The sequence below is a fragment of the Mycoplasmopsis agalactiae 14628 genome (assembly GCF_000266865.1).
Classification (GTDB): Bacteria; Bacillota_I; Bacilli_A; order Mycoplasmatales; family Metamycoplasmataceae; genus Mycoplasmopsis; species Mycoplasmopsis agalactiae_A.
On sequence record NZ_AJPR01000011.1, the window covers coordinates 279872 to 300518 of the forward strand.

14 protein-coding genes and 13 tRNA genes are annotated in these 20647 nt (G+C 30.4%); 22 read left to right on the forward strand and 5 right to left on the reverse strand.

Going from position 1 to position 20647, the window contains the following annotated elements:
- From MAGB_RS03255 to secG, 3 genes are read right to left on the reverse strand one after another with little or no spacing between them, the layout of a single operon-like run.
- Positions 1-786, reverse strand: coding sequence for a tRNA1(Val) (adenine(37)-N6)-methyltransferase (locus tag MAGB_RS03255; protein ID WP_004024370.1), 786 nt, complete (start codon positions 784-786; stop codon positions 1-3).
- A 20-nt stretch (positions 787-806) separates the two neighbouring features.
- Positions 807-2996: a ribonuclease R gene (gene rnr / locus MAGB_RS03260; RefSeq protein WP_004024371.1), complete on the reverse strand. Its 2190-nt coding sequence runs from the start codon at positions 2994-2996 to the stop codon at positions 807-809.
- A gap of 2 nt (positions 2997-2998) precedes the next feature.
- Positions 2999-3241, reverse strand: coding sequence for a preprotein translocase subunit SecG (secG, locus tag MAGB_RS03265; RefSeq protein WP_004024372.1), 243 nt, complete (start codon positions 3239-3241; stop codon positions 2999-3001).
- Between the two features lie 323 nt (positions 3242-3564).
- On the opposite strand from secG, the gene gmk reads away from it, so the two are divergent.
- Genes gmk through MAGB_RS03290 form a run of 5 tightly spaced genes read left to right on the forward strand, consistent with a single transcriptional unit; the run spans position 3565 to position 7429 of the window.
- The gene (gene gmk, locus MAGB_RS03270; RefSeq protein WP_004024373.1) at positions 3565-4152 is read left to right on the forward strand and encodes a guanylate kinase; all 588 of its coding nucleotides are present in this window, start codon (positions 3565-3567) and stop codon (positions 4150-4152) included.
- 5 nt (positions 4153-4157) lie between these two features.
- Positions 4158-4910, forward strand: a complete 753-nt coding sequence (locus MAGB_RS03275; RefSeq protein WP_004024374.1) for a PP2C family protein-serine/threonine phosphatase — start codon at positions 4158-4160, stop codon at positions 4908-4910.
- Between the two features lie 18 nt (positions 4911-4928).
- A complete protein-coding gene (locus MAGB_RS03280; RefSeq protein ID WP_004024375.1) occupies positions 4929-5924 on the forward strand; it encodes a serine/threonine-protein kinase in 996 nt (331 codons plus the stop codon).
- 10 nt (positions 5925-5934) lie between these two features.
- Positions 5935-6780, forward strand: coding sequence for a ribosome small subunit-dependent GTPase A (rsgA, locus tag MAGB_RS03285; protein ID WP_004024376.1), 846 nt, complete (start codon positions 5935-5937; stop codon positions 6778-6780).
- The gene (locus MAGB_RS03290) at positions 6767-7429 is read left to right on the forward strand and encodes a ribulose-phosphate 3-epimerase (protein ID WP_004024377.1); all 663 of its coding nucleotides are present in this window, start codon (positions 6767-6769) and stop codon (positions 7427-7429) included. Before rsgA ends, MAGB_RS03290 begins: the two co-directional genes overlap by 14 nt.
- 78 nt (positions 7430-7507) lie before the next feature.
- On the opposite strand, the gene MAGB_RS03295 is transcribed toward MAGB_RS03290, so the two are convergent.
- Both MAGB_RS03295 and MAGB_RS03300 read right to left on the reverse strand, forming a co-directional pair.
- Complete coding sequence (locus MAGB_RS03295; RefSeq protein ID WP_004024378.1) at positions 7508-9763, reverse strand: ATP-dependent DNA helicase; 2256 nt, start codon at positions 9761-9763, stop codon at positions 7508-7510.
- 220 nt (positions 9764-9983) lie between these two features.
- Positions 9984-11264: a DUF4357 domain-containing protein gene (locus tag MAGB_RS03300; protein ID WP_004024379.1), complete on the reverse strand. Its 1281-nt coding sequence runs from the start codon at positions 11262-11264 to the stop codon at positions 9984-9986.
- 464 nt (positions 11265-11728) lie between these two features.
- Here MAGB_RS03300 and MAGB_RS03305 point away from each other — a divergent pair.
- From MAGB_RS03305 to MAGB_RS03385, 17 genes are all read left to right on the forward strand, one after another.
- Positions 11729-11805: transfer RNA gene (locus MAGB_RS03305), tRNA-Pro, on the forward strand.
- A 1-nt stretch (position 11806) separates the two neighbouring features.
- Positions 11807-11883: transfer RNA gene (locus MAGB_RS03310), tRNA-Ala, on the forward strand.
- 7 nt (positions 11884-11890) lie between these two features.
- Positions 11891-11967, forward strand: a tRNA-Met gene (locus MAGB_RS03315).
- 26 nt (positions 11968-11993) lie between these two features.
- Positions 11994-12069, forward strand: a tRNA-Ile gene (locus tag MAGB_RS03320).
- Position 12070: 1 nt separating this feature from the next.
- Positions 12071-12163: transfer RNA gene (locus tag MAGB_RS03325), tRNA-Ser, on the forward strand.
- Positions 12164-12193: 30 nt separating this feature from the next.
- Positions 12194-12269, forward strand: a tRNA-Met gene (locus MAGB_RS03330).
- Between the two features lie 4 nt (positions 12270-12273).
- Positions 12274-12350 (forward strand) — tRNA-Asp (locus tag MAGB_RS03335).
- 4 nt (positions 12351-12354) lie between these two features.
- Positions 12355-12430, forward strand: a tRNA-Phe gene (locus MAGB_RS03340).
- Positions 12431-12523: 93 nt separating this feature from the next.
- Positions 12524-14143, forward strand: coding sequence for a CTP synthase (locus tag MAGB_RS03345; RefSeq protein WP_004024380.1), 1620 nt, complete (start codon positions 12524-12526; stop codon positions 14141-14143).
- A gap of 243 nt (positions 14144-14386) precedes the next feature.
- Entirely contained in the window at positions 14387-17065 is a 2679-nt protein-coding gene (gene ileS, locus MAGB_RS03350) for an isoleucine--tRNA ligase (RefSeq protein WP_004024381.1), read from the forward strand.
- A 1-nt stretch (position 17066) separates the two neighbouring features.
- Positions 17067-17798 (forward strand): signal peptidase II, encoded by a 732-nt coding sequence (locus MAGB_RS03355; RefSeq protein ID WP_004024382.1) that lies wholly within the window; start codon positions 17067-17069, stop codon positions 17796-17798.
- 183 nt (positions 17799-17981) lie between these two features.
- On the forward strand, positions 17982-19838 hold the full coding sequence (locus MAGB_RS03360; protein ID WP_004024383.1) for a P68 family surface lipoprotein: 1857 nt from the start codon (positions 17982-17984) through the stop codon (positions 19836-19838).
- A gap of 186 nt (positions 19839-20024) precedes the next feature.
- Positions 20025-20099 (forward strand) — tRNA-Asn (locus MAGB_RS03365).
- Between the two features lie 5 nt (positions 20100-20104).
- Positions 20105-20180 (forward strand) — tRNA-Glu (locus MAGB_RS03370).
- A gap of 4 nt (positions 20181-20184) precedes the next feature.
- A tRNA-Val gene (locus MAGB_RS03375) sits at positions 20185-20260 on the forward strand.
- A gap of 1 nt (position 20261) precedes the next feature.
- Positions 20262-20337, forward strand: a tRNA-Thr gene (locus MAGB_RS03380).
- Positions 20338-20345: 8 nt separating this feature from the next.
- A tRNA-Leu gene (locus MAGB_RS03385) sits at positions 20346-20430 on the forward strand.
- The last annotated feature ends 217 nt before the right edge of the window (positions 20431-20647 follow it).

Consider the following 20647-nt stretch of genomic DNA (forward strand, 5'->3'; position numbering starts at 1 on the left):
TTACTCCATTTTAACCTTTATAGGTTTATAAAGATTTTTAATTTCAGGTAAATAATCATGATTAAGCGGATCATTAGGATCATGCAAATATAAATTTGGCAAAAAATGTGTGCCTCAGCCTGCTTGATATCTAGCTTCGACTAAAACTAATTTAGGCTTATCGTAAACCCGCGGTATCATGAACTGCACTCTTTTAGGCTCAAATTTGTACTGTCGCATCAAGCAGAAGCAATCAACTAATCTTTCAGCAGGAATAACAAGAGTTAAATAGCCTTTTTGCTCAATAATTTTGGCGCTTCCGGAAATTATTTGTTCTAAGTTTAGCTTAACTTCATGAGTAGCAATTAAGACCTCTTCGCTAATTTTCTTTGATATTTTGCTTTTATCATAAACATAAAAAGGCGGATTGCACACAATGGCTTCATATTTAGGCTTAACTAGCTTTGTGTGTTCTTTATAAAAATCATTAAAATCAGCTTGAATTACATTAATTTGATCTTGTTTATTATTTAAAATAACATTATCAGCAGCTAACTGGGCAGCTCTTTTTTGAATTTCAATTGCATCAATTTTTAAATTTTTATTTCTTTCTGAAATAAAAATGCTTAGAGCACCATTGTTTGTGCCTATTTCTAGCATTCTTTTAATTTTGTGATTTAAAAACACAAAGTTGCCAAGCATTATAGTGTCGACAGAATAATTAAACATTTCTTTGTCTTGATAAACATATAAGTTACTGTCGAAGCCTAATGAATTTTTAACTAATTTAGCTTGTTTATTTTTCATATATGCCTGTTTTATAGGATTTAACGCTTATTGAAGCCTTTTTGATGATTGAAGTTTTTGGAAACTTTGTTTCTTAAATAGGTTTGATAGTCTTGAGTTAAAACACAATCGATTTTACCAGTTGTTTCATCAGCATTAGTGATAATGACTCTGACCGTTTGACCTAATTTATAGGCTTTTTTGGGATCATTTTTGCTATATAACTTTGTCATTTGCTCATTAGCTTCAAAATCACCATCGCCAATGTTACTTATGTGCACCATTGCATCAGTTTTGTTATCAAACTGGATAAACATTCCAAATTTAGTGATTCCAAAAACTTGGCCTTCAAACTCACTATTAATTCTGCTTTTGAAATACTCAGCAAACTTAAGATCATTTACATCACGCTCTAATTGCACTGCATTTTCTTCACTAGCTGAGTTCATAGCAGCTATTTTTTGCAAATTAGCAGCAAATTCATCTACTTTATTTAACTGCTTTCTAAAAACAAAGTCTCATAAGATTCTGTGAACAATAACATCAGGATATCTTCTAATAGGACTAGTGAAGTGGCAATAACATTCACTAGCTAGACCGAAGTGGCCAATATTATCAGGCGAATAAACCGCTTTTTGCATTGTTCTTAAGAAAAGCATTTTTAAAAATTCATCATTACGCTGGCTGTTGATTTGATTTATAACTTTTTGAAATGTTAAAGGTGTAATGTGCTTTCTGTTTAATGAAACATTAATTTTAAGTGACTTTAAAACGTCTAAAAAGTATTCTATTTTCTCTTCACTAGGCACTTCATGAATCCGGTACATCATAGGAAGTTTAGAGTTTGTTATAAACTTAGCAACTTCTTCATTAGCCCTAACCATGAAATCTTCAATCATTTTTTCCGATTCGCCTGTTTTTTCAACACTTATGTCTAAAACGCGACCATCAGAATCAAGCTCAATATGTGGCTCCTGAATTTCAAAATCAATATAGCCTTGCTTGTTTTTAAACTCTCTTATAATTTGTGAAAGTTCATAAGCATTTTTGAGCATTTTGTTCAGCTCATTATCTTCAAAGTCTTTAGAATCATTAATAAATTCATTAACTCTTTCGTAAGTAAGTCTATATTTAGACTTTATAACTGAAGGAACAATTTTAGTTTCAATGCTTTGGCCTAATTTATTAATTTTAGTTATGCAGCTAATAGTCAATCTTTCTTCATTTGGATTTAATGAACATATGCCATTAGATAATTTAAAAGGCAGCATTGGCACAACTTCATTTAAGAGATAAATACTTGTTCCTCTTTTTAAAGCTTCATCATCCAAAGGCGTATTTTCTTTAACATAGTAAGCAACGTCTGCGATGTGCACGCCTAATTCATAGGTATTTTCGTCAATCTTTACAACACTTATAGCATCGTCAAAGTCTTTTGTACTAGAGCCATCAATCGTTACAACTAGGTCATTTCTTAAGTCAGTACGCATGCTTAAGTCTTCATTTTTGATGTTTTCAGGAATAAATTTTTGAATATATTCATTAACTTCAGCAGGAAATTCCCTTGGCACATTTCTAGCTTCTTCTAATGACTTAACATAAGCCATAGGGTCATTAACATCTGTTATTCTTTTGATAATATTTATTTCTTTATTTCTGTTTTCGTAGTTAATAATTTCAGCAACCACAACATCTAAAACTCTAGCTTCGTTAGCAATATTTTTGATTCTAAAACTTGTATTTTTATAAATAGGCTCAATTGGCTTAAATGTAACAAAACCATTAACATTATCTAAAACACCAATTAATGTTTTGCAACGGCGCTCAATTATTTTTTTAACTTTAGCAAAAGTTCTATTGTTATCAGGGCTTATAGGCTCAAAAACATCAGCTTCAACAATATCATTATTAAGTGCTGTATTAAAATTATTGCTAGAAACAAAATAAGAACTTTTGGTTCCACTTTTGTTTAATTCTTCAACATCAACAAAAGCACACTTGCCTTCAGAAGCAAAGTGAATTGCCCCTTGGATTGTGTTTATTTTTCTTAATGCTACATATGATGAGTCTCTTTTGTCAAAAGCAATTAAATCCCTAGAAGACAGATTTATAAGCATATTGGTCAAAATCTTACTGTGTCTAGGACTAATATTTAGCTTCCTTAACAAAGTGTTTGTATTTATGTGCGGATTTTCTTTGATTGTATTTATTATTACTGTTTCATTAATCATATTTATTTAACTAAAGCTCAACAAACAATCGAAATCACTAAGAGGATAAGCCCCAAAGAAACCATTGATCATTTGAGAACTTTCTTAAATCCTCTCTCTTTTGAAGTTTTAAATAACTCTAAGTCACCTGAGCCAACTAAAGCACCAGAAAAAGCATTAGAATCTGGCGACATAAGCAGTGAAATTACTAAAATACCAGCTGAAATAATAACTAAGATAATTGACAAAATTGCTTTAACATCCATTTTCTTATTCTCCTGGTTTAATAAATTATTTTATATTATATATTACTTTGTGCTTTTCTTAGCCTTTTTATATTTCTAATAGCTTATGATTTTTTTAATTTAGCTTTTTATTTTAATAATCTAAGCAAATTAAGGCAGGCTATAAAGTTAATTAAAAGTTATTTTATCTATTTATTTATTTCCTAAAAAGCCTATAAAACAAGGCTTTTAGGTAGCTAGTAATCAAATATCATTTACTCAAGCATGCTAGCTTTCATTTTCTTAGATTAGTTTCTAAATTAATGCTAATATATTTTCAATAAATTAATATAATAAATATAACTATGATTAAAAGCATAAACAAGAAGCCAATTATTATCTTTGCAGGGCCAAGCGGCGTTGGCAAAGGTACAATTGAGAAGTATTTATTTGATAACGAAGAGCTAAGATTGCACTTAGCTTGTTCTGCTACAACCAGAAAACCTAGAACTGGAGAAGTAGATGGGGTGCATTATTTTTTCATTAGTAAAGAAGACTTTGAGAAAAAAATTAATGAGAATGCCTTTTTAGAATACAGTTATCACTTTGAAAATTACTATGGCACCTTGTATGCTGAAATCGACAGAATTCATAACTTAGATAAAGTTCCATTTTTAGAAATAGAAACAAACGGTGCAAAACAAATACTAGGCAAAAAAGATGTTAATGATAGATACAAAGTAATTACTTTTTTCATTCTACCTCCATCAGTTGCTGAACTTAAAAATAGAATTTTAAACAGAAATACTGAAAACAAAGAAGCTATCAATATCAGAATGCAAAAGGCCATAGACGAAATTAATGATCAGCATTTATTTAAGCACAAAATTGTTAATGATGATGCTGAATTAGCTGCCAAGAGAGTAACTCAAATAATAAAGGAAGAAATATAAAATTTATGGATTTTGGCAGAGTTAGTGAAAAAGGAACAAGACGACTCGAAAATCAGGATGCTGTCGCAATTTTAACTAATGAAAATTGCACAGTTTTACTTTTATGTGATGGCATGGGCGGTCATTATGGCGGCGCAATTGCCTCTAGCACAACTATTAAAGTATTTAAGCAGTGTTTTGATAATAATTTTCCTAATTCTGATGAAAGTGAAATTGATTCTTACATCAAATGAATAAGAGAAACAATTAAGGCTTGCAAAAAAGAGATGATAAAAATTGGTGACCGTGACGAAGCTAAATTAGACATGGGAACCACAGTTACAGGGGCATTGGTCAATTCGAAAGAAGAGTTTATCCTAATTTTTAACATAGGCGATTCGCGTACTTATATCTTAGATAATTCTAAGCAAATTACGCAAGTAACCGTTGATCATAATTACTTGAATCAGCTAATTTCTAATGGAGTTCCAGAACACGAAGCTAAAAAAAGCGCCAATCGAGCGTCACTAACATCAGCCTTAGGGCCAACTAAAAAAACCAGATTAGACATTTCAACAGTTTTTCCTGATGATTATAAACGTGTTAGCGCCATTATTGCAACTAGTGATGGTACACATAATTTTGCATCTAGAAACGTAATGGAAAATATGGCACTAAGATTTAAAAATGCGCAAGAGTGATGTGCTAACATAGTTGACTTTGCTTTGAAAAATAATTCAAATGATAATGCATCATGCATCATGGTCACATTAAAGTAAAAGTTAGGAGGCATGAAGATGATTCCATCAAATAGCAGAGTCTTTAAAAAGTACAAAGTGCTTACAAATATTGGCGAAGGCGGCTTTAGCAAAGTCTTTAAAGTCGAATTATTAAATTCTGATTCAGTTGTTAAGGAAGTTTATGCACTTAAATATTTTGTAATTAAGCCTGATAGCGATAAAAGTGTTGCAATCAGTCGTTTTAAGCAAGAAATTGCAATTTTGCAAAAAGTTAAGTCTGACTATTTTCCTTATTATGTTGAATCATATGTTGGCGATGATGAACAGTATTTAGTAATGGAATACGTTGAAGGCAAAAGCTTAAGAGAATTAATTAAAAAAAATGGTGTGCTTAATCCTCATAGCTCAATAAATTATGTAAGACAAATATGTGAAGCTATGCAAGAATTACACTCAAATAATATTATTCACCGTGATATTAAGAGTAATAACATAATCATAACTAGCAATAGTCATGTAAAAATATTAGATTTTGGGCTTTCACTAGATCCTGATAGCCAAAGATTTACACAAGCTTCAAAAGTTGTAGGTTCAGTTTATTATATGGCGCCTGAACTCTGCCGTGCTGATAATGAGCCTACTAAAAAAACAGATATTTATGCAATTGGAATCTTACTTTACGAAATGCTAACTGGCAAGTATCCAATTGAAGGCAAAGAAGCTAATGAAACGTTAAGATTGCAAAAAACAATGCCAATGCCTAAGCTAACTGACAAGATAGCAACTACACAAGCGCTTGAAAATATCATTATTAAAGCAACTGCAAAAGATCCATTTCATAGATACTCAAGTGCATGAGAAATGGCAGAAGACTTAAAAACAGCTCTTTCAGAAAAACGTATATTTGAAAAGCCAATTGATGCTAAAAAAATGAAGCCTAAAAAAACTTTTACTGAGATAGTAAATAGCAAGGGTTTTTTGATTGCTATGCTTGTTATTTTCAGCTTAATTATTTTGGCTGTCATAGTTGCAATTATAGTTTTATCAGTATAAGGAAGTAAAATTGAAGGGAAAAATTTACTCAATTAATTCGGGAATTTATTCAATTAAGGATGAAAATAACAATTTTCATAATCTGCCTGCTCTAGGTGTTTTTAGGCATAAAAACATAGTTCCTTTAGTCGGTGATTATGTAGAATTTGAAAAAGAAAAGTACATAACTAAAATATATGAAAGGCAAAATGAATTTATAAGGCCTAAAGTAGCTAATATTGACCATATAATTATTGTAATGTCAATTCATGAGCCTGAGTTTCAAAGCTTTTTAGTTGATAAATACATGGCTTTTATTGAGAGCGCAAATATTGAGCCAGTTTTATTTATTACTAAAACTGATCTAGGTGTAAGCAAATACAAAAATGAATATGAAAGTTTAGGTTACAAAGTCTACGAAATATCCTATAAAACAGATGCATGAGTAAAAGACATTGCTAATTTATTTACTAATAAAACTAATGTTTTAATGGGACAAAGTGGCGTTGGCAAAACTACTTTAGTTAACAAGATAACTGGAAGTAATTTTGCTGTTCAATCAATTTCGAAATTTGCAAACAGAGGTAAGCATACAACTAGAATTGTGCAAATTGTTAATGTTTTTGATAATGGGGAATTAATTGATACTCCAGGCTTTTCTAGTTTAGATATCAATTTAACAAAGCAACAGTTAGCCTACTCATACAAGCAGTTTAAAGAACTAGGCAAATTTTGCAAGTTCAAAACTTGTTTTCACCAAAATGAGCCTGAGAACTTTTGTAATATAAAACAAGCTGTTAAGGACAATATTATTCCCCAATTTAGATATAATAATTATCTAAAGTTGTTGCAAGAGGTTGAAAATGAACAAAAATAATAAGTATGTTACCCCATCATTATTAAATGTTGAGCCTGAAAATAGGCTTAATATGGCTAATGTTTTAGTTAATGAAGGCATAAAATGAATCCACTATGATGTAATGGATGGCAAATTTGTGCCAAATTTAGCAATTGAATTAGATGAAATTAAAAATATTCATGAAAAAGGACTAAAGCACTTTAAAGATGCTCACTTAATGGTGGAAAATCCTTTAGATTATATAGATTTATATAAAGATGTAGTTGATATTGTTACTTTTCACTATGAAGCAGTAGAGTCTGCAAAATTGCTTAAGTTTTTGAAACAAAAACACCATGATTATAGGCTTGGAATAGCAATTAAGCCAAATACTGAGGTTGAAGAAATTAAGAAATTTTTGCCTTATATTCAACTAGTATTAGTTATGTCTGTTGAACCAGGAAAAGGCGGCCAAAAATTCATCCCTTCTGCAATTGATAAAATAAAGTCACTTAAGCAATTAAGAATAAAACATGCTTATGACTATTTAATACAAGTTGATGGTGGTATAAACGATGTAACTGGCCCAGAATGTTTTAAAGCAGGCGCTGATGCATGTGTAGCCGGCACTTTTATGATTTCAAATCCAACCAAAGCAAGAATTAATAGCATTTTAGGGATTAAATAGGGATTAATTACTTAAATTTACATTTTCGATAATAAAAATGTGTGGAAAGCCCACACTTTTTCATATTAGAAATATATTTTAGCGACAACATTGTCTTTTTCTAAAAAGACTTCATTTCTTTTTCCAATGCATTATTTTTATGTGTTTAGCTAAACTTGTATCTCTTTGAGCAGGTCTTTGATTAATGCTTTTATTAAAAGATTGTTTGCTGGCAATAATAACTAGTTCATCTTTAGCTCTAGTTATAGCTGTATAGACTAACTTTTTGTTAATAAAGGAACTACCTTTTTCTGGATCTAACACTAAAATCACTTTTTGAAATTCGCTACCTTGAGTTTTATGAACTGTACAAGCATAACAAAGAGTTAAATTATCAAGATCAGCACTATTTAGCAGAATTTCTTTTTTGTTAAAATTGGTATTCATTTTGCTTTCAGACTTATCAATATTATTAATAATTCCAATATCACCATTAGACAAATCATTTTTATTTTTTAGATACATTATTTTGTCATTTTTATAAAAACTGTAACCATTTGCATTTAATTTTTCATCTTCGTTTTTGTTTTTGTTAAATTTTTCTTGGATTTTTTTATTTATTTCTTCTATTCCTAATGTTCCTTTATTAAAGGGAGAAATAATTTGAATTTGATTTGTGATATCAGAATCATTATTATTTTTATCATTTTTATTTTCGAAGTGATAATTTTCAATAATTTTCGTTAAGCATTTTTCTTGATCATCAACAAAAATAGTTTTCAAATCACTTTTTTCTGCTGTTTCTTGAAGTTTTGTGATGTCAAAATTATTATTTCTGATCATATAAGCTAGATCAGTAATTTTGCTTTGTTTTCCTTGGCGGTGTGTGCTTTTTAATTCGACAGTTGTTATTTTTTTAGATTTAATAATATCTTCAAACGCATTACCAATTCCAATGCTTGGTAATTGCTCCACATCACCAACAAAAACGACTCTTTTTGCATTTCCAATAGATGAAATAAAGCTACTAAATAAATTATTGTCAACCATTGATGTTTCATCAATAATTAATAAACCTTCATCTAAGGGATTGAATATGTTTTTTCTAAACTTACCAGTTGAGGGATCATATTGTAGCAATTTATGAATAGTTGTAGCATCAGATTCTTCAAAACTTTCTTTAATTCTTGCTGCTGCTCTTCCTGTTGGGGTTGCTATTTTAAAACTTTCATTTGGATAAACTTTTTTAAATAGTTTTACTATGCCTTTTATTAAAGTGGTCTTACCAGTTCCAGGGCCACCATTAATTACTACAAATTTATTATCAATAAACTTTCTTAGTGCATTAATTTGACTTTCATCATATTTAAAGTTGTCTTTTTTTGGTTCTTTTCTAGTCTCCTCTTGGATTTCTTTTATATATTGTTTAAATTTGGAATGCCTAATTTTTTTGACTTTGTTTTTATTAGTTAAAAATGAAGCAATAGTCATTTCATCATTATATGTTTGGGCTGTATAAACCCTATCTTTTTTAATAATGAGAAGTTTTTTATTTTTTGCATACCTTATTACATTATTAATGACTTTCTTTTTTAACTCTACTGGAATAAAAAACTTCTCTTGATCGTCAAAGTATTCTTTTATATTTTCTAAATATGTATAAGAACTAGATTTGTTATTTAGATTTTCATTACAATAATTATGTAAATAATGAGTAATTCGTGCAACATTATTTGCATCTTTATTAAAATGCAAAAAGATTTTATCAATAGATTCTAGGCTAGTTATTTTGTATTGAAAATTAATCTCATATAAACTATTTTTAATTGCTTCTTGTATTCGATTAAATGAGCCTGCATAAAGCTCTATTAGTTTATCAAGTACATTTAAATCAAGGTCATTAGCAAGAAATTCTAGTTTCAGATTACTAAAAGTAAGCTTGTTAAAAACGCTATTTAAAACTGGTTTTCGTACTTGCTTCATGTTTAGAAATTTTTCATTATTAGAAAGTATTTCTTGCCAAATATTATCTGATTGGTAGTATGACTCTAATTTTTTAATAAAATCATCACCAATATTTTTATTAAACACATCCGATTTCAAATATTCAAAAAATATTTGGTTGTCGCTAGCTGTGAACAACTTATATGACTTGCAATTATAAAATTCAGAATTATATTTTTCTTCTGGGTTTTCATCTGTTCGAATTTCATATAAAACTTCAATAGGCAAGCTATTAATATTACCACTAATTTTAATGATTTTCTCGGTATCTAAAACATAAAAATTAGCAACAGCTCAGTCTTTATCTGTATTGTAAGTAAATTCTTTTATATAACCTATAAATGATTTCATAACTTTCCCAAAAATATTAATAAATTTGCTTTATATTCATTATTTAAAAAGCTTTTTACACAAGTTATCTATTTTTATTTTATCTAATTTTTGCATACAGTAATTTAGCTTAGTTATATAAAATTTCAGTATTTTTTATTTTCTATTTAAACTTAAATGCAATTAAAACAATGCATAAATAAAAACCTCAAATCTACACAAAGCGATATAAATGAGGTCTTTATTTTTTAATTCAATCTACGTGACCATTAGACGATCTAGCTAAGACAAATTCAGCAGCAGATGATAAACTTTTAAATTCAAGATCTTGTTGTAAAACACCATCTCTAATGATTTGTTTTGCAAAGCACTCAGCTCGCAATTCTTTTATGCTATTGTATTTCATTTGTTCTTTAAAGTGTTGAGCTTCAGCAAGCTCAATGTATGAACCAGATAATAAAATAAATTTTTTGTCTTCAACTTGCTTTAATGTTGCAATTATTTTTTTGTTTTTATCAAACCTACTATTTTTAGACAATGAAAATACGGTCTCTTTATAGTTGTTATTAATATTTAAGCTTTTTTGTTTTTTATACAGATCATCAGTATTATTAGATTCAACTCAAATCTTACCATCTGATGAATTTCCTAAAACAAAAACAGCTGCATAAGATCTTGAATTAAATTCCTGATCTTCTTGCAAGATTCCATCAATAATCTTATTTTCTAAAACTAATTTCTCTCTTTTTTCTTTAATTGTTTTAAATAGATTTGCAAAATATTCCGGTTCATTTTGGTGTAATCTAATTTGAGAACCTTTTAATACTATATATTTGTTGTCTTTATTCGCACAATAAGCAACGGTTGTATTATCTGTTTCTTTTGATTTTTGTCTTAAAGTATAGTACTTGATTTCATTATCGTTTGTATAAGTTTGTGCGCGCTTTTGTTCCTCTTGTTTTAGAGCTCGAATTTCTTTTTGTTGACCAAAATTTTGTTTTTTATCAAAAACATCAAAACCAACATTTTTTAATATAGTTTTAGCATTTTCTATAAAAACATTTCATTCTGCTTCATCTTCACTAGAAATATTTCCCTTGTTAGCACAATTGTCATTTAGTAATTCGATATTTTTATTATCTGTAAATAGTCTTATAAAAGAGTGTTCTAAATAGTTTAGCTCAGTTGCTCCTATATTACTTTGAGAATCAACAATTATATAAACATAGTCAAAATCATTTCTTTTTTCTGAGTTTAGATGTTGAAATACTCTTCATAAAACTCCTTTATTATCATTTTTTACATTTGATTGGCCAACATAAACGTTATAGTTACTATTATTTTGTTTAACTAGAAAATATACTCCAGCGTGGTTTAAAAAATCTTGCTGTTTTGCTAACAAACTAGAAAGTTTATTCTTAGTTATTTTATAAATTACTCCAACTCAATTTTTGGATTTATATTTTATTATTTGTCCATCATTGCTATCTATTATTTGAGCACTAAATCCTGTTATAGACACTTTTTACAACCCCAATTCAAAAATTTCATTATTTTTATTATATTCTATATTTATTCTTAATGTAAGCAGCACAAAATAAAAAGGCCTTAAATTATATAAAGGCTCATAAATAAAATAAAAAAATGTCACCTATAATTAAATTATAAAAAAGGTTTAAGAAGACTAATCATTTGCTTTTTTAAATAATGAAAAAGGTAATTAATTCATAACAAATGAAAATATATTAGTATGCTTATTTAAAAGTGTTTTGGTGATACGCAATACAAAAAATATTTTTAGCCTGCCTTAATAAGTTTCAACATTTTATTATGAACAGAAAAAACATAGCTTATAATTGTATTTAGCCAAGTTTTTTGCTACAGAATTCATAAACAATAGCAGCACTTAAAAAAATAAAAATCTGCTTTTGGTTTATTTTTTCTAATGTATAATAATATTGCTTTTTAAACACTAGCCAAAAAAGCGGAGAAGTAGCTCAGCTTGGCAGAGCGCTACGTTTGGGACGTAGTGGTCGCAGGTTCAAATCCTGTCTTCTTCACCACGGGGGATTAGCTCATTTGGCTAGAGCGCCTGCCTTGCACGCAGGAGGTGGTGGGTTCGAATCCCATATCCTCCACCATTTTTATGGCGTTGTAGCTCAGTTGGTTAGAGCATTCGGTTCATACCCGAAAGGTCAAGAGTTCGACTCTCTTCGACGCTACCATTATATGGAAAAAGTATCTAACTGAAGGACCTATAGCTCAACGGTTAGAGCAACCGGCTCATAACCGGTTGGCTACTGGTTCGAATCCAGTTAGGTCCACCACGGGTGATTACCCAAGTCTGGCTGAAGGGACTAGTCTTGAAAACTAGCAGGGGCTTCACGGCCCGCGGGGGTTCGAATCCCTCATCACCCGCCATTTGTTCTTTTTTAACTAAAACCTTTATATCGCGGAGTGGAGAAGTTGGCATCTCGCAAGGCTCATAACCTTGAAATCGCTGGTTCGAATCCAGCCTCCGCCACCAATATGGTCCAGTGGTAAAGTGGTTTAATACGCCTCCCTGTCACGGAGGAGATCGCGGGTTCAATTCCCGTCTGGACCGCCATAATGGCTCTGTAGCTCAGTAGGTAGAGCAACGGATTGAAGCTCCGTGTGTCGCTGGTTCGATTCCTGCCGGAGCCACCATATCAAATATGCCCTAAGGGCTTTTTTTATTGCTTTTTAGCCCAAAAATATACATTTTTAAGTAAAATACTATATATATTTATTGAGGTGTATATGAAAACTAAATTTATTTTTACAACTGGTGGTGTATTAAGCGGACTTGGTAAGGGTGTAACTGCTGCCAGTGTTGGTAATCTTTTAAAAGCACAAGGATTTAACATTTTTGTGCTTAAACTAGATCCATATTTAAATATTGACCCAGGTGTTATGAATCCGTTGGAGCATGGCGAAGTTTATGTAACTAGCGATGGTGGCGAAACTGATCTTGATTTAGGCCACTATGAAAGATTCATTGGCATAAAGTTAACTAAAGAATCAAACTTTACTACAGGCAGAATTTTTACAAGAATTTTAGAAAAAGAGCGTAGAGGTGACTATAATGGTAAAACTGTACAAATAGTGCCTCACGTAATTGATGAGATTATTTCAATTATTTTGAATTTAGCTAAGCAAAAAGATCCTGATTTTATGCTTATTGAAATCGGAGGCACTGTTGGTGACTTAGAATCTAGTCCATATATTTATGCGATTTCAAAATTTGCTAGCTTGTATCCTGAAAATGTTATGTTTTCACACTTAGCCTTTGTGCCTTATCTTTCAGCATCAAATGAATATAAATCTAAACCTAGTCAAGTTTCAATTTCAACACTAAGATCATTTGGAATTAATCCTAATTTATTATTGCTTCGTTCACAAGAAGGAATTGATACATCAATTATCCAAAAAGTTAGTGCTAATGCTTTTATGAAGCCTGAAAATGTAATTAACATTCCTGATAAAGCAAATATTTATGAAATTCCACTATTTTTAGAATCAAGTGGGATATTACAAATAATTTATAAGCACTTTAAAATAGATAAGGCTATTAACTATGAAGCTAATGCTCCTTGAAAAGAATTTGCCAATAAATATGTTTCAAAAAGATGCAAACCGCTTAATATTTTATTAGTGGGCAAATACACTGGCTTAGAAGATGCATACTTATCAATTATTTCATCACTAAAGATTGCTTCGGCTCATCAAAATATCGAATTAACCTATAAATTAGTCGATTCGGAAAAGATAACTGACAAAAATATTGCTTCAGAATTAAAAAACTTTGACGGTGTTGTTATTCTACCTGGCTTTGGACTAAGAGGATTTGAAGCAAAAGTTAATTTAGCAAAATATACACGTAGCAATAAAATTCCTACTTTAGGAATTTGCTTAGGTTTTCAAGCAATGACAGTTGCACAAGCGAGAATGATGGGCATCTTAAGTGCCACTAGCAAGGAATTTGCAGATCAGTCAAAAGAGCAAGAGTTTGTGCTTACTCCATTTTATGAAAATGGCGATTTAATGAATATTGGCGGAACTCTTAGATTGGGAGAAGACAAAATCAAAGCCAAAGACGGCACACTTGCACAAAAAATTTATGGCCCGGATGTATTTTATGAACGCCATCGTCACAGATATGAAGTAACTGATAAGTACAGAGTGCTTTTAGAAGATAAAGACTTTGTTTTTTCAGGAACTCATCCTGAATTAAACGTCGCTGAAATATGTGAAGTTAGAAATCATCCATTTTATCTAGGTGTACAATACCACCCTGAATTTACAACCCAAGTGCTTAAATCAAACCCTTTGTTTGACACCTTTTTAGCAAAAACCTGAGAAAATAAGCAAAACAAATAAATATTAACTAAGCTCACTTATTAGTGTGCTTTTGTTTTTATGTGTAAAAAACACAAATAATCAATTTAGTACTTTAATACTATAAAACAGCCATAAACGGCAAAATAAGTATTTTTTGAATATGTAAGTCAACACAATTTAAATTTCCATAAAATGATTTTTTTATATAATTCATAAACTTATATTAAGTTTATAAATTAGTTTTATTATAATAATCAAACTTATATTTATTCTAGGAGCAATATGTCAGAGATAGATTATAAAGAAACGCTAAATATGCCTAAAACTGATTTTGAAATGCGTGCAAATCTTACTACTAAGGAGCCTTTATTTAGAGAAAAGTGAGAAAAAGACAATTTGTATGCTAAAGTTTTGGAAAAAAATAAAAATAACACTCCATTTGTGCTTCATGATGGTCCACCATATGCAAATGGTAGCATCCACATTGGCCATGCGTTAAATAAGATTTTAAAAGACATTATTGTTCGTTATAAATCAATGCGCGGTTTTTACTCTCCATATGTTCCTGGTTGAGACACACATGGCTTGCCTATTGAATTAAAAATGCTTACTGATGCCAAAATTAATTACAAAGTTATTTCGCCTATTGAATTAAGAAAAAGAGCATCAGAATATGCTGATATTCAAATTGAAAACCAGATTTCACAATTTAAGAGCTTGCAATTACTAACTGACTTTAAGAAAATTTATAAAACTAAAGAACCTAAATTTGAAGCTGCTCAATTAAAATTATTCAAAAAAATGGTTTTAGATGGCTTAGTTTATAAAGGGCTTAAACCAGTTTATTGATCTCCATCAAGTCAAACAGCTTTAGCTGAAGCTGAAGTTGAATACCATGATGTTGATAGCCCTTCTATTTATGTGGCTTTAGAAATAATTGACCAAAATGGCTCTCAAAAAGTCAAAAACGGCGATAAGTTAGTTATTTGAACCACAACCCCATGAACTTTATTAGCTAATGCAGCAGTGGCAATTGGTGAAAATTTTATTTATTGTAGAGTTGAGCATAATAACCAAGGATATATTGTTGCTAAAGAATTAGCTAATAAATTTATTGAAGTATGTAAGTTTGATGATGCACAAATTAGTGTTGATTTTACTGCTAATGAGTTAATAGGAATTAAGTACAAAAGTGTGTTAAATGATTTAGTTTGTCCTGTAGTTATTGGGCATCATGTTAGCCTTGAAAGTGGAACTGGATTAGTTCACATTGCACCTTTATTTGGTGAAGATGACTTTCAAATAGGAACAGCTAATTCATTAGAAATGATAATGCATGTTGAAGATGACGGTGTGCTTAATGATGAAGCTGGCAAATATAAAGGCATATTTTATGAAAAAGCTAATGCACAAATTTTTGACGAATTAACCAGTAAATCAGCCTTATTAGCCAAAGGAACAATCAGACACTCATATCCTCATGACTGAAGAACTCACAAACCTATTTTATTCCGTGGCACCCCACAATGATTTGTTTCAATTGACAAAATTAAGCAACAATTACTTAATGAATTAGAAAGCATAAACACTTATCCTGAATGAGCTAAAAAGCGTTTAGTTAACATGATAAGTGAGAGAAAAGATTGAACAATTAGCCGTCAAAGAACATGAGGTGTACCTATTATCATTTTTTATGATAAAGATGGTAAACCAGTTATTAATTCAGCCATATTTGACTATGTTATAGACTTAGTGGAAAAATATGGTACTGACATATGATGAGAAAAAGAAGCTGATGAATTACTTCCTGAAGAGTTTAGAAACAATGGCTATACCAAGGAAATGGACATTATGGACGTTTGATTCGATTCAGGTACAACTTCACTTGCAGTTGAAATTGATGAAAAACTAAAGCCTCCATATGACTTATATTTAGAAGGCAGCGACCAGTATCGCGGTTGATTCAACTCATCATTAATAAATTCAGTTGCTTATACTCACAAAAGCCCATATAAACAAATTGTTAGTCACGGTTTTGTTTTAGATTCAAAAGGCGAAAAAATGTCTAAGTCTAAAGGCAATGTTGTCGATCCACTTAAAGTAATTAAAAAATATGGTGCTGACATTTTAAGATTATGAGTTGCCAATGCTGAATATACTAATGATGTTAATATAAGCGATGAAATAATTAATCAAAACAGCGAAATTTATCGTAAGATTAGGAACACAATTAAGTTCTTGCTAGGTAACTTAAATGGCTATGAATATGATGAATCAGTCAAAAGAACTGGTGTACATCAATATATATATAATGAGTTAGAATCAATTAAAGAAAAAGTATATAAAGCTTATGATGAATATAATTTTTCTAACGTTATAAAAACAATAAATAAATATGTTGTTGAGTTATCAAGCTTTTACTTAAATATAACTAAAGACATTTTATATGTGCATGAATTTGATTCAAATGAAAGAATGATGACACTAGCAAACTTTTATGACATAACTAACTTTTTAATAAAAGCGATTGCCCCTATTATTCCTACTACTGCTGAAGATGCTTATATGCACTTTTATAAAAAAAATAAATTAGAGAGCATCCATTTAGAGAATTTTGATATAGTTAAGCCATATGATTCTAATGTTTTAAAAGAATGAGATGAGTTTTTTACTCTTAAAGATGAAGTGAACTTACTATTAGAAAACGCTATTAAAAATGGCTTAATTAAAAGAACCAATGAAGCTAAAGTTACAATCAAGAATCCTAGCGATGTAATTAAAGGATATGATCTTAAACAATTATTAATGGTAGGCGCAATTGAATTTGGTAATGTATCAAAAGTAGAATCATTTAAGTCTGAAAAATGCAATAGATGTTGAAATCATTTTTCACCTGCTCAAATTAAAGACAATTTATGCCCATTATGCTATAAAATAGTGCAAAAAGTAAACGGAAAGTAATATGAGACACAAAAAGGAAAATAAAGAAAACTTTGTAGAAAGAGTCAAAAATCACTTTAATTCTTGGCAAATGTATATTAAAAATAATTATTTGACAATATTGCTCAAATATGCCATATTTATAGTGGCTTTTGCAATTTTACTAACCATTGATCAAGTAACTAAAGAAAGCTATTTTTATTCTATTCCTGATCCTAGTTCTTCTTCAGGTTTTCAAGGAGATAGATCAATAGTATTTGACTATGGAATAATTGGATTTAGATCAGTTGCCCATCATGGTGTTACTATCTTTTCAAGATTTGGCCAATTATCAACTGCAGCATTTAATTTTATTCACTTTACTAGCATACTTTTATTCCTTTTCTTGCTAACAGTGCCGCTTTTTGTAAAGTCAAATCTAATGATTATTTTATGTGCAACAGTTGCTGCTGGCGATATTGGTAATTTCATTGACAGAATGAGATTTAATAACACAGTTAAAGACATTATATTTTCTCCATTTATTGAAAAATGAACAAACAGAGAACTAGGCACATTTAATTTTGCTGATACATACATTGTTGGTGCAGCAATCTTAATGGCTATTGTTATGTTAGTCAAAACATTCTTATTACCAAATAAAGAAGACTTATATGAAGAAAATATGATTAGCGAACTATTAGTTGATCCAGTTGTTTTAGAGCAAGCTAATGTTGCTAATCAAGCAGCTAATGCACAACAAAATAAGGCTTAGGCCTTTTTTATTTTGCTTTAGTTGCAAATTTAGCTAACTTTACAAAAAGTGCTATAAATAGCACAAAATCAGGCCAAAATATGAATAATTCCACATTCAAATACTTAATTTTGTATTAGTTTTAAAATATATATTTAGATAATTAGTTACTAATTATTTTACTTTCTAATAATGAGGTTTTAAATGAAGGCAAAGAAATTACTATGAGGAATAGCGCCATTAGCTGCCTTAGCACCATTAGTTGCTGTTTCTTGTGGAGATAAAAACGAAAATACTGGAAAAAATATAATTTTTCAAATAGCACACAGTAGCTCTTGACCACTTGCAAATGCACTAACGCCTTTTGTTAAATATTACAACAAAACATTTAGCAAAGACAAAGACTTTATTCCTGTTGAGATGTCATACATTGAAGATCATAACATAAAGTCTGAATTTGGTCTTGTTAAGAAAGCAAAAGAAAACATTGAATCAGGCAATATAAAAGAAGTGCCAAATATTATTTTAAGTTCTCAATCAGGCGCATTTTTAATTAATCAATATAAAAGATTAATGGATCTTAGTGATGTTGGGGTTAAAAAAGAAATTTTTAATCAAAGCATAGCTGAATTACACACAATTTTATCTGGTCAAACAGACAAAAGCAAGGTTTATAACGTACCTTTTGATAATGCTGACACAGATGCATTAGCATTTAACCTTGATGTTCTTAACTTTATGCTTGAGTTAATTGAAAAAGGTCAAGGAAAAATTGACTGGAATGCTGATATTCCAAAAAGAGCTAAGGCTGCTGCTGTTAAAGGTGTCGGAAATGACTTGCCAGAAAAGAGTATTTGAAGAGCTTTAGAATTAAAAAGTAACGATGCTTTCAAAGACTTTAAAGTTGACGAAAATACCTTTAAATCAATGGATAAAATAAGAGAGCTAGCTGTTAAATTCCAAGAAGGAACCAAGCTAGATCAAAACAAAGTTGATGCTGACACAATCACTGGCGAAGTTTTATCAATTGACTATCATACACAATCATTTTTCAAAGAGTTTAAGTCTAGAATTGGCAAAGACGATGTTATTTGAAAACTAGTTTTAACTGGCGATTCAAAAAAACCAACTCGTGTTGAATATAACTTGCCAAATAACGAAGCTTATGTAAAGCATTTTAAAGATCTATGAGACGCATATACTAAATCAGTAAAAAGACATGAAAAGAAAGTTGGTGCAAACAATAAAGTATTTTCATCAATTAAGTATATGGAACACGGAACACTTGAATGAGGTTCATGAAATGTTCGTGAATTCAAGAGTGCTATTAGCATCCTAGCTAGCGTGGGCACAAACCAAAGAATGATTTCGAAAATATCTAGAGAACTATTTTCAAAAAGGAAAGATCGCACACCAGTTGCTGGCTTTGAAAAAAATAATGCTAAATTCGAAGACGTATACTTATTACCACAACTTACATTAATGTCTGAAGGCAAAGATAAAATATTTGCTGAAGGTGGTTCAAGTATTTTAGCTGTCGATACATCTGAAAATCATGATACTTCTAATGCTATAAACAAGGCAACTAAGAAATTCTTAGCTTGATTATACACAGGTAAAAACCAATACTATGGTCATGAAGAAGAGAACTGGAAAACATTTGCTAAATTATCAGGATACATTATTCCACTTAGTGGTGTAATTAATGAAAATAATGAAAAGTTAATGAAAGATGAAATTGAAAGACTACTTAAAGAAGTAAGAGAAGTTGAAAAGAAAGCTGATGCAACTAAAGAAGAAAAGGAAATGGCTGATGGCAAATTCTTTATTCTAAACAACCTAAGAAGTGCGCTAGTTTCACTTCAGTCAATTCTAAATCTTGAGAAAAACAAGTCAACAGTTCTTACTAAGCCATCAGTAACAGATGATATAACTAGTCAAATTGCTAACACAATAAATGGTGCATTATATAAATCATCTATTCATGACGGTCAAGAAGTTAAAACTGCTGATACATTAATAGAACAATTTAAAAACATTGTTAAAACAGGACAAAAATAAAACATTAATTTTGTTTCTAAAAAAAGCAAAAAAGTAAGCAAGCTAAAAGCCAAAACTGCTTACTTTTTTTATGCAATCATATATAATAAACATGCATTTTTCAAAGATGCTAAATAAATAAATATTTTTCTTACCATAAATATTTTTTGTTATATAATAATAAAGCTTTATGTAAAAAAGTAGTTTGCCGATTTAGCTCAGCGGTAGAGCAGCTGGCTGTTAACCAGTTGGTCACAAGTTCAATCCTTGTAATCGGCGCCATTTATGGTCTGTTGGTGAAGCGGTTAACACACATGGTTTTCATCCATGCATGCACGGGTTCGATCCCCGTACAGACTACCATTTTGGAGAATTAGCTCAGTTGGGAGAGCATCGCCCTTACAAGGCGCAGGTCGTGGGTTCGAGCCCCTCATTCTCCACCATGCCGCCTTAGCTCAGTTGGTAGAGCAACTGACTTGTAATCAGTAGGTCGTAGGTTCGAGTCCTATAGGCGGCACCAAAATTTGAGCGCGAGTGGTGAAATTGGCAGACACGATAGATTTAGGCTCTATTGCTTAACAGCATGAGGGTTCGAGTCCCTCCCCGCGCACCAAAATTCTCTTTATACTCTACAAAGAGTTTTTTTTTACTCCTTTTATTTTGTTCGTTATTTGTTTTATTCGTTTAGGCAATAACACACTGTTTTCTCCTTTTTTCAGGTTTTTAAGCATTGCTCATTTTTTCCATTTTACCTTTCTTATGCTTTTTGTCCAGTGTTACTTAGTGTGTTATTGAATCTTATATAACAAAAAATCTTGTATATTTTTGCA